This is a genomic window from Photobacterium nomapromontoriensis, from assembly GCF_050336815.1.
Taxonomy (GTDB): domain Bacteria; phylum Pseudomonadota; class Gammaproteobacteria; order Enterobacterales; family Vibrionaceae; genus Photobacterium; species Photobacterium nomapromontoriensis.
Genome location: NZ_JAKJSL010000022.1, coordinates 1 through 12,318, shown reverse-complemented (window position 1 = coordinate 12,318; position 12,318 = coordinate 1). Strand labels below are relative to the sequence as shown.

The 12,318-nt window shown below is 41.1% G+C and carries 9 protein-coding genes; 2 read left to right on the top strand and 7 right to left on the bottom strand.

Annotated features, from left to right (window positions below):
• Positions 1–68 precede the first annotated feature (68 nt).
• Entirely contained in the window at positions 69–494 is a 426-nt protein-coding gene (locus tag L4D12_RS08055) for a DUF3592 domain-containing protein (RefSeq protein WP_428447309.1), read from the top strand.
• Between the two features lie 16 nt (positions 495–510).
• Here the strand turns inward: L4D12_RS08055 and L4D12_RS08050 are convergent, their stop codons facing one another.
• The 7 genes from L4D12_RS08050 to L4D12_RS08020 are packed head-to-tail and all read right to left on the bottom strand — an operon-like array spanning position 511 to position 10,764.
• Positions 511–1,479 (bottom strand): DUF2860 family protein, encoded by a 969-nt coding sequence (locus L4D12_RS08050; protein ID WP_428447308.1) that lies wholly within the window; start codon positions 1,477–1,479, stop codon positions 511–513.
• A gap of 36 nt (positions 1,480–1,515) precedes the next feature.
• Positions 1,516–3,651 carry an ATP-binding cassette domain-containing protein gene (locus L4D12_RS08045; RefSeq protein ID WP_428447307.1) on the bottom strand — a complete coding sequence of 712 codons (2,136 nt, stop codon included), beginning with the start codon at positions 3,649–3,651 and terminating at the stop codon, positions 1,516–1,518.
• On the bottom strand, positions 3,648–5,360 hold the full coding sequence (locus L4D12_RS08040) for an ABC transporter transmembrane domain-containing protein (RefSeq protein ID WP_428447446.1): 1,713 nt from the start codon (positions 5,358–5,360) through the stop codon (positions 3,648–3,650). The genes L4D12_RS08045 and L4D12_RS08040 overlap by 4 nt, the downstream gene beginning before the upstream one ends.
• Positions 5,361–5,371: 11 nt before the next feature.
• Positions 5,372–6,730, bottom strand: a complete 1,359-nt coding sequence (locus tag L4D12_RS08035; RefSeq protein WP_428447306.1) for a TolC family protein — start codon at positions 6,728–6,730, stop codon at positions 5,372–5,374.
• Positions 6,731–6,767: 37 nt separating this feature from the next.
• The gene (locus L4D12_RS08030) at positions 6,768–9,035 is read right to left on the bottom strand and encodes a response regulator (protein WP_428447305.1); all 2,268 of its coding nucleotides are present in this window, start codon (positions 9,033–9,035) and stop codon (positions 6,768–6,770) included.
• 6 nt (positions 9,036–9,041) lie between these two features.
• Positions 9,042–10,379 carry an HlyD family type I secretion periplasmic adaptor subunit gene (locus L4D12_RS08025; protein WP_428447304.1) on the bottom strand — a complete coding sequence of 446 codons (1,338 nt, stop codon included), beginning with the start codon at positions 10,377–10,379 and terminating at the stop codon, positions 9,042–9,044.
• Positions 10,380–10,422: 43 nt separating this feature from the next.
• Positions 10,423–10,764 carry an Hpt domain-containing protein gene (locus tag L4D12_RS08020; protein WP_428447303.1) on the bottom strand — a complete coding sequence of 114 codons (342 nt, stop codon included), beginning with the start codon at positions 10,762–10,764 and terminating at the stop codon, positions 10,423–10,425.
• Between the two features lie 305 nt (positions 10,765–11,069).
• Here L4D12_RS08020 and L4D12_RS08015 point away from each other — a divergent pair.
• Positions 11,070–12,318, top strand: a 1,249-nt coding sequence (locus L4D12_RS08015; RefSeq protein WP_428447302.1) for a cadherin-like domain-containing protein, incomplete at its 3' end; no start/stop codon positions are given.

The window sequence follows — 12,318 nt, the reverse complement described above, 5'->3', positions numbered from 1 at the left end:
ATATAACGCTCACAATGAAACGATTTAGACCTTCACAGGTATCCTACATATTATGGATGATGCTTATTATGTTTTCTTTCGCCGTAGGATTGGCGGTGTATGTGGCTAACGAGTTTCATGCCTCGTTCAGTTGGCCAGTCACTAAGGGGAGGGTTGTCGATAGCTGGCTGGAGAATGTCCACAACCCCAGCAATAGTGATGAGCGTTTCAAGGTGGGTATTGAATACGCTTATTCGGTAGACGGAGAATCTTATTATAAGGATAGTAAGAGTGATCTCAATGGAGCCGTTAACATTTACGACTTGGATGAAGCAGAGGCTCTGATTGCCGAGTTTCCTCGAGGTCAGGTGGTTGAGGTGCACTACAAGCCGAGTAACCACAATACGGCGGTTCTCAAACCCACTGTGCACATTTTTATTCTTGTCGCCGCAGTAATATTCAGTTTGGTGCTAGTACTGGTTTTATATCTGATTTATCGAGAGATGACAGAATAGCCTGAACGTTTTTGGGTTAGAAACTGTAGCGAAGGCCAACTAACAGTAACGCTTCATTGCTATTATAAAAATCAATGTTTGAGCGGTTGAGACCGTAACTGGCCAGGGTCGTGACCGCCCATTGTTTCCCCCATCCCGCGAAATTTTCATATTCATAAGCGATAAATAGACTAAGTTCATCGTCTGATTGTTCTTGTTTGAAAACAGGATTGATTGCATCGTAGTGGCGATAGATATAACTGGATGTGATCGCTGTGCTATGGCGTCCTGATTTTATAAAGTAAGTTATTTCAGCTTCATAGGCCGAGAATGAAGCAGCCTTACCATCGGCTGAACGGTTGGTATAGCCAAGGGAATAGATTAAGCCTGAGCCGCGATTTAGCATGTTTAGGTATTTCCCCCGTAGGTAGAAGCTGTCACCTCCGCGATGTAGTGTACTGTCTGTGATCCTTTCATCATCAATGTCTGATACGGTGTAAGCAGTATCAATGGTTACACCGCTGCGCATAATGTTCGCCAACTTAATACGAAACGCATTGCCTTCCTGATCTGTTTTGCTGCGGGGTGAACCTATTAAGTATGGGTTTTTCCAGACTTCGCCAGACATAATGGTAGGCAAATAGGATATATCTAGTGTTGTACCAGAGGTAAAATCATGCTGATAGCCTAGTTCAAACGCAAGTGTGCCAACCGCGATATCATCGCGGGAGGTACCTAAATAGAATCGCTGTGTATTCTTTGAATTGATCGCATAGTTAATATTGCCAAACGGGGCGATTAAATAAGTGTATTTTGTATTACTCGATTCATCTAATTGCTGAACCATTGCGGATTGTTTAGTGCTTAGATTTGAATCTGATGTGGCAAATCCCGTATTTAAGAACAGTTCACCGCTAAAACGTGAAGCATCGAAAATACCGACACCTGCCACAGCAGAGCTTGTTATTAGTGAACCGAGTAAAGTAATCACTATGTTCTTTTTCATGCGCATCTCTTTGCTGTATTACCCCGTTTATTAATTTTAGATTGTTTGGATTACTTTATCAGGGAAACCAAAGTATTTTTGTGTCCCATCATGTTCAAGCAGTAAGCAGTGACTTGATGCTGCAATGTAAGATTTATCATTGGTGGTATAAATCACTGTGGTGTTGGCAAGTTTTTCACTAAACAGTTTATTGATGTATTTAACATGCTCCCTTTCGCAGCCAACAAATGGCTCATCAATAATGATGACACCTTGATCACAGCAGCCCAGTCCAAGAGCTATCCGCAGTTGCTGCTGTACACCATTAGGGAGTTGCGCAACATAATCTGATGACATCATGGTCTCGAGTCCTTGTGGTAACCAAGGGTGTAAATCAAAAAAGTCGATAATGTCTTCCATTTGTTGTCGGGCGATTACCCCGTCATGAATGATGAAGTTTGATTCAAGAGAACCTTCAAAAATATGGAGCTCAAAGGGAATATAGTTCACCGCTTTTCTGAAACGGAAGTTATTGAATTGCTTAGTATTATAACCATCCAGTAATACATTACCCTGATACCTGTCTTCAAGCCCAGCCAAGATACGCAGAAGTGTGGTTTTTCCTGCACCAGAGCTACCAGTAATGGAAATTTTATCACCGGCTTGCGCAGCAAAAGCTAAATTCGTAAGTCCTGTCGGCGTGCCTTGATAGCGGTGTGTTAAGCCAGTGACGGCAAGTTTGCCGTTAAAGTGGCGTATTGGTGGGCTACTTTCGAGGTGGAAGCGATCATCACTTAATGACATCAAAGCGTTAATTTGGCCACTGGCTGCTTTTATCGTTTTGAATTTACTGATGGAGTTATAGATGCCCATGATGGGTCCCAGCGCTTTCCACACTAAGATAATGATCGCTAACATCGCTCCTGCATCTGTTTGACCGGACATAACACCTAATACCGCCGTAACGATACTTGCGGTACCGATGGCCTGAATTAATCCTTGCCCCATTGCTTGAATTTTACCATTGGTCACTGAAACCCTTTGAGCGTCGTCAAGGCTTTGAGTATGTGCCGCATGAAAACGTGATCGGATCACGCGCAGTAATGGTAGGCCTTGTATGGTACTAATGCTGCGCAGCAATTCATTCCATTGATATGACACCATCGCATTGGCTCGAGAACTATTTGATGTCGCTTGTGTGTAAATATAGCGTGAGTAGACACAAAATAGCAGCATGAGAATAATCCCCGCTAATACGGTCAGTGCTGCAGAGCCTGAAATAATGGTGATCGCCAGAATAAAAATGATGACGAAAGGCATATCAAAGTAGCTTAGCGTGGATTCAGCAGTAACTAATTTTCGTAGCTGGTCAATGTCTTTCAGACGAGCAAGTTGGGATGATACGCCTGCTGATGAGGTCATTGAGTAGGGGAGCCAGAGTAATTTACTGACAACATTTTTTGAAATGTGGGTCGCGAGATCTTTCCCTGATGTGGCCAAGATGTTCATCCGGAGCCGTTTAAAACCATATTCCGCGATGGCGAGAAAGAGCGCGAAGCTGGTTAACCAAAGTAAGGTGGATTCAGAACCGGAGGTGAGCGCAAAGCTGTAAACGCCCATAATAAAAAACGGTTGCATTGCACCTAATACATTGATGATCAGGCTTAGAATTACCAAGCTTTTGATTTCATTTGTGTATCGGTAAAAGGCGTATTTTATCCAATTGGATTTGTCTTGTGATTCAGGTGGCGGTTCGCGAAATATTTTTGAGTATTCAGAAATTTCACAGACGGTACAGGCCTCATTTGTCAGCGGATGTTCGATAAGTACGTTATTGCGGTAATCAAACAGTTTAGCTAGCCCATGTTCTATACCAAGAAAGATTGTACAGACATTACCGAATTCAATAAAAGTGGGAGATGAAATGTGTTTTAGCTCAGTCATAGAGGCTAGATGACGTTTTTTACATTCATAGTCGAGGCGCGATAAAGTACTGGCAAAACTGTCAATATCTCTTGCTTGAGGAACAAAAGCATCCGTGAGAATTTCAGGTGTACCCTCCCATTGCAGCGTCACCAACGTATATGCAATACCCAAGATCGTTGGAGAATGACGGTAGCGTTCTTTGAATTTGCTTGAATCAAAGTCGCCAAGTCGTTCTACGGTATTGCTAAAATCTATCAATACACTCATGCGGCAACCTTTTTGTTGAATTTATGTTTCACCAATGTGGTATCTAGTTGATCGAGTTTATTACTAACAATGATGCAGATGAAATTATTTGCCTTTGGTGCAATACAGGCCAATAATAAGCGGCCAAATTGCGTATCATAAACCATGTCAATATCATCGATCATTAATACGGATTTATTGCTCAATAGCGCACGAACAATGAGTAATGCAAATAAGACTTGCCGTGAAAAAGGCAGTTGGGAATGGCTAGAAAGTTGGGTATAGAAGCCGTTTTTTAAGCTATCGATTTTATCCTTAATTGCGAGGTTTTCGCATAGGGAATAAGCTGCATTATTTAGGTGTGATTGAAAACAAGTGAGATTATCGATAATACTTCCTTCAACCAGCGAGGTGTTTTTATCTACTTTGATAATGTCATTACGCCATGTAGCATAGTCAATGGTATCGAGAAGAACATGATTTACTTGAATGCAAAGCTTATCATCATGGATATCTTGGTTTAAGCAGCGTAATATATGGCTCTTGCCACTTCCACTCGGCCCTGTGAATAAATGAATATGCCCAGAATTGAGACTTACTGATGATGAGAGCGGCTGCTCATTAAGGGGTGTTGGTATATTGAGTATTCCTGTCGTATATTCTTGATGGGTTTTCACACTGATTGTTCCTGCATTGATACCCACTGAAATGGTTGAAATTGGCTCACGACTTATTGTTGATTGTGGGCTGTGGGATGCCAAGGGCGAGGACGATAGAGTCGCAGTTTGTTTTGGCGATAAATCCAATATTTCAGCAATACGTGTAATATTAAGCTGATGAGTTCGCCACCGGCTGAGGGTACGCATGACTTGTTGGTAAGGGGCAAAGTAACGGTTAGTGAGCAAAATCACTGCCGCCATTACCCCTTGGCTAATGTCTAAATAAATAACGGCATGGGCGCATATCACGACTACTACGGCAACTGAAAGTTGTTGAATGAGATTTAGAGTAAGGTTGAATGATGACTCAAGCCGTTCGTAGGCAATACTCTGTGTTTCACGTTCACTAATCATATCAACCATAATGCTTTCAACCCGGTATTCCATGGTGCGGCTTTTAATGTCTAATGGATTAGAGACGATTTCGATAATTTTAGAGCTGGTAAGGCCTTCAATATCAGAACGTTGTGATAATGCGTCTACTCGTTTATATGAGAGGTATTGTGCTGCAAATAAAAGAATCATTGAGGCGATAATAAGTGCAAGGCCCGCCCACATGTTGATCAAAAATATGATCAATATGGTAATAACGCTGGCACCCGCATTAATGATAGCCTTGATCGACTCCCCACCAAAAAATTGTTTAATCTCAGGGATTGTCGCAATACGTTCGAGGTACTGGCCCATTTCTAAGCGATTAAAACGCTCAATATTTGACGTACAAATAGCAATAAAAACATGATTGGTTAACTGACTTTCAAAACGTTTCATAATGACTGAGACAAGATGCTCTTCTTGACGTTTTAATTGGTAATCAAGAAAAACAGCAGTAAGAATGATACCGAAAAGTAACATCAGCGAATGTGTTGATTGATTCGGTAAAATTCGGTCAAAAATGATCAGGATTGAGAACGGTAAAACCAACCCTAGTAATGTCGTCATTATGGTCGAAAAAATCAAGTACAAGGTGTCGAGAGGGCTGATTTTCCGTGTGAACAGTGGCGTTTTCATCATCGGTGCTCTTATTGAGATATTAGATGGAGAGGAATCGGTGAGTCAGCAGTGCCATCGTTAGCGGGAGACATTTTCGCCGCAATTTTATTGATGGTGTTCAGGGTTAAATTTCCGACTAGTTCATTCAGTTGTATTAAGGTGATAATGTAGTCATAGCGTGCCCGCTCGTAATCTCGGATGCTGCTAAATAGCTTACTTTCTGCTGAAAGTAGATCAGTAATTGTACGTGTACCCAGTTTATGCGCTTTTTGGATACCAATGTAGGAGGAATAATTGGCTTGAATAATGATGGTTAGACTTTCCAAAGAGACAGAATAGTCATTGATATTATAAATGAACTCATCAAAGTGTTGTTGACTTTGCTGCTTGCTGTCTTGCAGGTCAATATCGGCACGTTCAATGTTTGTTTTGTTTTGTTTATAACGGAAATAATCTTTACCACCGTTGAAAATGGGTACATCTAATGTCAGCGTATAAACGACTTCTTCTGTTATTCCCTTTTCAGGATGAATTTTGGCTGATGCATCATTGGTATTGTCATAAGTGTACCCGATACTGCCTTTTAATGAGGGGATGAATTCTGCACCTGTTTCTTTTAATGCTTGTCGACTCTTATCTACTTCTTGTTGTGCGATTAGAACATCATACCCGGAGGTGTATAACACCTCGTTGAGGTGACGTTGCTGTTGCTGTGATATTTCATTAAAAGGAATGTTTGTCTGTAAGTCGTAGCTTGGCGTGAGTTGATGCTGAGTAATATTTTCTAGTTGGGTTAAAATAACGCGTTGATCTTTTTTTAGAGTGCGCAGTGTATTGGCCGTTTTTTCTTTTTGAGCTAGCACTTCATATTTTTCAGTACCAGCGATATTCCCCAGTTCCACATTACGATTGATAAAGGTTAAGCGTGTTGAGGCGGACTCATATTCTGCTTGAGTTGCACGGATCTGTGCACCATTTTTGAGATACTCAAAATAAGTGGTGGAAGCATCACGAATGATAGATTGACGGGCTTGTTCTGTGCGTAGTTTTTCGAGATCGATATCAATATGCGTACTATGCTGAGAGTAAATATCACCGAGATCAAACAAGGTTTGCGATAAAGAAATATTTACACCGTGACTGTTGTAAGTGTTGTCTGCATCTTTGCCAATATAGTGATGTGTTGCGCTGTCGTTCCAGCGGGTATTAGCAGAAAGATTGAGTGACGGCAAAAACTTACTGCGGTTGATATCTAACTCATAGGTGGATGCAGCCAAGCGCATATCAGCGCTGTTCAGTGAGAGGTTTCGTTGTAATGCATTATCAACCACATCCAATAAGCTAGCGGCATGAGATGGCATTGACAGGCTGGCTGCGGTTAGTGTCAATATATTGGTTATCAAATAGTAAGCAGCTGCCGATCCATTAACAGATTTTTTGGATCGCCATATATTTCTTGATAACTTTGATGATTTCATCATTTTTATACGGCTTACTGATGACATAGTCCATCCCTGCTTCAATACATGATTTGTGCTCGCTGGCACTTGTTAGCGCAGTCGCGCCAATGATGGTTGCGGGGTGATGAGAATCCATTTCACCCTCCCGTTGACGAATAAGTTTGGTGGCTTCTATGCCACCCATACCAGGCATAATGCAATCCATAAAGATGATATTTGCACCGTGTTCTTGCATAAAATCAACGGCTTGTGCGCCATCATTAACCGTATGAGCGTCATAGCCTTGTTTACTTAATAGCTTTTTCAATAAAAATTGCTGGACGCGATCATCTTCTACGATTAAAAAAGTGTTTTGTGTTTGTGTATTGTCTGCTTCGGTTTCTTGCATTGCTTCTGCAAGATTAGGGATCATCTCATGTGGGATCAGCGGAGTATAGAACACACGGTCAACATGGGCATGAGTATCTTGTACAGTACTTGATTCCGATGCGGCTAAAAACAGTTTGGTCCGTGATGATTTCTTCAGTCTGGAATGCAATGTCTTACAAAATGATTTGAGTTGAATACCTTTGAGTGTATCGGTGATCAAGATAGCATCGTATTCACCTATCATGGGCAACGATTTAAAAATGTCATTAGCGGCTCTTACTATTTTCACCGTGGCCCCATATTGACTAAGCATCTGCGACATAATATCAATTTGGAGTGGCGAGTCTGTACATATCATGACATGTTTCTTTTCAAGTGATCGTTCTACTCGGTAGAAGCTTTTTGGGGTGATATCAATACCAATATGAAGCTTTTTCAATGGGGGATGTATGAGAGAATCTTGCTCCGCTTGAAACGCTATTGCAGGTACTGGCGCTTGAAGCCAGTACGACTTTAAGCGACTGACTTTGGTTAGAATGGCCTTTGACCACTCGTCGTTAATCCCACTTTTTTCGTTGATAACAGCCCACTGGGCATCTTGGATCATGGCAAGATCGATTATGTTAGTTGGTAAGAATATGATCTCAAAAATCAGACGAGTTTGTTCAACTTCATCCGCTGCTTCTGTTCGAATATTTAGCAGCATATAGGGGGCGGTTTGTGCTGAAATAGCATTGGATAATTGGAGAAAAAGTACCCAAAATAAGCTTGTAGCGTTGCCTTCAATAACTTCGGGTAAATTATTGTGTAAACGACAGTCAAAAACACGTTGAGAATGCTGGGTTTTTGCTGTTAGGTGGACAATGAGTTCAGACATGAAAGAAAGAAACTTTATATTACCTGCCTGTGCTTTATTGCCACCAGAGATAAGACGGTTATAGTTGTCAGCTAAATCAGACAAGGTATTGGTAGCCAGCGTAATATCTCGAGCCATGACCGCCCCATTTTCGCCTGCATCTTGTGCAATTAAACGTACGCCACCTTGAATTGTATTGGTCATCCCCCTAATTTCATAGCCGATAAGGGCATAGAGTTGACGATAGAGATCGGCATTTCTTTTTTGGTTCTCGACATCTTGGTACATTGAAGATAAGTGCGCGAAGATACGTCGTTCTGTTGGCGATGTACCAAAATCGTTCAGTTTATGTTGAATACCACTGGCATCTATATTTTCTAATTGGGTGGCAAGTCGGTTGATATCGCCATTGGCCAGTGAAGTCTGGTTGCTAGAAGGTTTACGTTGTTGATGTTGAAGAACAATAAAGACAAGTATAGCGGCCAAGCACGATGTTAATATGACTAAGGCCTTGCGGAAAATCTGCTGCTGCTTATTGCTATGGTCAGTATTGAGTGTTGAAATTAGATTCTGATGTGAATCTTGAAGGTTTGCATAATAGGTTAATAGAGACTGTTGAAAAGTATTAATATCTTCTGTCGCTATAAACTTATTGATAGAGAGTAATAATTGAGGATATAACATATTGCCAACAAGACTGATATTAGATTTTTCTACTGCAGCTAGTTGTCTAAACGTGTTGATATCATCACGTAGGTTAATGATCTGTGTTGATAATGGCGGTTGTGTTGATGTACATACCTGTAATTTACAGGTTAGTGTTGTCTGCAATAACTGTTCAGATTGTGTGACGAGATTCGCCGAGCTTAATAATAAGGGCGATTGCATTGCATGAGTATGTGCCGTGCGATTATTAACCCATTGCCAGCCAAGGAAAACTTGGATGCCAATACAAAGCACAACGAATGTGATTGAAAAATAAGTTATGGTGTGCTTGGATATTTTCACTTTGCATTACCTCTCATTGAAAGCATCTTCCATCGCACTCATTACAGGTTTTAATGCATAATCAATGGCATAGCGAGATCCTGTTTTGATATCTGCGGTAAATTCCATATAAGGAGATAAAGAATACATCGTGCCTGATCGTTCTAGGAAATCTTGCTGGATCACAATTTTTGCTATATAAAATTCATTATCTTCTTCTTTGTAAGACGATCGACTAATAGAATCGATAGTTCCATTGATAAATCCGTATTTGGCAAAATTATATGTATCGAATTTTAATTTTACCTTTTGCCCAATTTCGACAAATCCCATGTCTTTTTTAGGGATTTTTGCTTCTCCGTGAAGAAGTGTTTGTAGTGGGGCGATATCAGCAATACTTTCATTTGCTGGTATTACCGCTGACTTATAATTGAAGTGCACCTTATCGACAACACCATCAACCGGAGAAAAGACGGTTAAACGATCAACTTTGTCAGCATGTTTCGGAAGCTGAGCTTGTTTGAGAGCGAGATCTTTCTCAAGCTGATTAATTTGCGTTTGATAGTCTGCATTGCGGCTAGCAATCGTATCATTCAACTGTTTTACTAAACGCGTTGACTGGAACTGCTCGTTCATTACAGCTTCATGTAAATTTTCAATTTCACGCAGCATATTACTTTCTTGCACTTGCATATTAAGTACATCGATATATGAAGCCATTTCTTCTTTATAAAGTGTTTCTTTTATTGACAGCTGTTTGTGTATTAACCCAAGCTGTTTCTGTGAGCTGGTAATACGCAGCTTCATTGATTTTATGAGACGCTGTTTATGTTCAATGTCGAGTTTAATAAGTTCTTGATTTGAATTGTTTTTATTGTACTCTTTTTGCCATGATTCAGTATATTGGGTGATCAGCTGAGGATGAGTGGAAAACAACGCGTAATTCGGTTTGCTATGGTTGATAAGCCCTTGAAATCGCAAAATGTCCATTTCTAAGCCAATAATATCTAATGTGGCTGATTGAAATTGGGTATTTCGGTCAACAGATTTTAAACGTGCAATGGGCTGACCTGCATAGACATAGTCACCTGTCTTCACTAGCATAGTATCTAAAATGCCGCCTTCTAGATGCGGTACGCGTTCGATATCAGAGTCAAGTAGCATTTCACCGCGTGATGAGACAACGATATCAATCTGTGCTTGTGAACCTAATATTATTAGTAATAGTAATGTGATAAACAGAAAGAGTAATGATTTATGTACGGCAGTCATTGCACTTTTAATGTAAATCGAATTTTCTATTTCTAATGTGTCATTTTCTTTTGATTCGATTAGCGCTTTTTTTATGTGGTGTTCGATGCTCATTGCAATAGTTTCCTACAACATTGACTCATTGAAAAGTGATAAGTTATTGACTTTCAATTTTCAATGGTAGCGCAGCTATTTGCTGATTCACTTTTACCATTTCATTTAAGACTTCATTGATTATCTGGGCTTCAGGCTTTGTTCCCTGTTTGCACATCCGCTCTATTACTTCAAATTGTTCGCTTGCTGTGTCTTCACATAAAGTGAGTAGCACACCTTTTAATGAATGAACCGTTATAAATAGACCATCAAGGTCATTGCTGGTGTACTGTTCTTGAATTTTATTGAGATCGTTAGCATGTTCTTCGTGATATAACTCGATGATCATCGACATCATGTCACTATCGCCACCCATGGCATCACTGAAAGCATCAAAATTTATCATTTACCATTTCCTTTGGTTTTCGTTTGCTCAAGTTGTTGAGAGATAGCGTGATTCACTTCTTCATAATGTATGGTCTAGCTGGGTCTATATTTCAAGACAAAATACAGTTTTGATATGCCATTTATTGATCAATGTCTCATATGTATACAAATATTCTTTTACCGACTTAAGTGTGCGTAAGTTCTAACTTTTATCATGTTATTTTTATTTTGCGATGATAAATTTGCCAAACATAACGTGTTGTTCTTAGGTATATAAAGATAATTCTCAATTGTAACCAAATGCAGGCATGAGCATGGAGGCCCATGATGGCAAGAAATAAGCATCAAGATAGACATGACGTAACAGAAAACTCGTTGAATGATGCGGTTGAACATAACGCGACTCCAGATGAAAGTGCAGATGAATACCGTGCTCAGGATCGGAATAATCAGCAAAATACCATGGCATCGACAACAGCTACGGGAGCTGAATCTGCGGCTCAAAACACCCATGTGAATAAGGGGCGCGATGATGATACTGCAGTGGCCGAGAGCTCAGATCGTGGTGGTAAAAAGGCGCCAGTAGAAAATAAACGTCAGGATGAGCAAGAAAGTCCTCAGCCATTTCAGGCAGATCAAGGAGTGATCGATACTGAAGAGTTTAATAATGGGCGAGATGACAACGATGGCGCTGAGGATAATGGCGGTGCGGCACCGCAAGCGGTGGGTGGTACCGTTAGCAGCAGACAAACGAATAGAGACGAAGATACTGGTCGAGGTGGGCAAAGTGAAAATGTGATTGCAGATCAACCAGCGTCGGTAAGTAGTACAAATAAAACAGTGCCTGAATCAACACAAGAGAATTTTGATACAGCAACAACCGATAAAACATTTCAAGTTGATGTGGAAAATGCGCATACCAAAGAAATGCCATTAGACGATGATTTTGATACTCAGTCAGTGTCTGAAACATTTGAAGTTCAGGTAGAAAATGTCAACGATGCGGCAGTGGTCACCGGCACGGCATTAACAGGTACTGAAGATACCTCGATTGTTTTCACTCAAGAGATGCTACTGCAAAACGCCAGCGACATCGACAGTGATCACCTCACGGCGCTGAATCTGCAGATTGATGAGCAGTACGGCAGTGTGGTTGATAACGAAGACGGCACCTTCACCTTTACCCCCGCCGCCGATTACAACGGCGATGTCCCGTTCAGCTTTGAGGTGGATGATAACGACGGGGCAGTCACGCCAGCTAACGGTAATTTAGACCTGGCCGSAGAGAACGATGCGGCGGTGGTYACCGAYACGGCATTAGCTGGTACTGAAGATACCTCGATTGTCTTTACTCAAGAGATGCTGCTGCAAAACGCTAGCGATATCGACAGTGATCACCTCACGGCGCTGAATCTGCAGATTGATGAGCAGTACGGCAGCGTGGTCGATAATGAAGATGGCACCTTCACCTTTACCCCAGCCGTCGATTACAACGGCGATGTCCCGTTCAGCTTTGAGGTGGATGATAACGACGGGGCAGTCACGCCAGCTAACGGTAATTTAGACCTGGCCG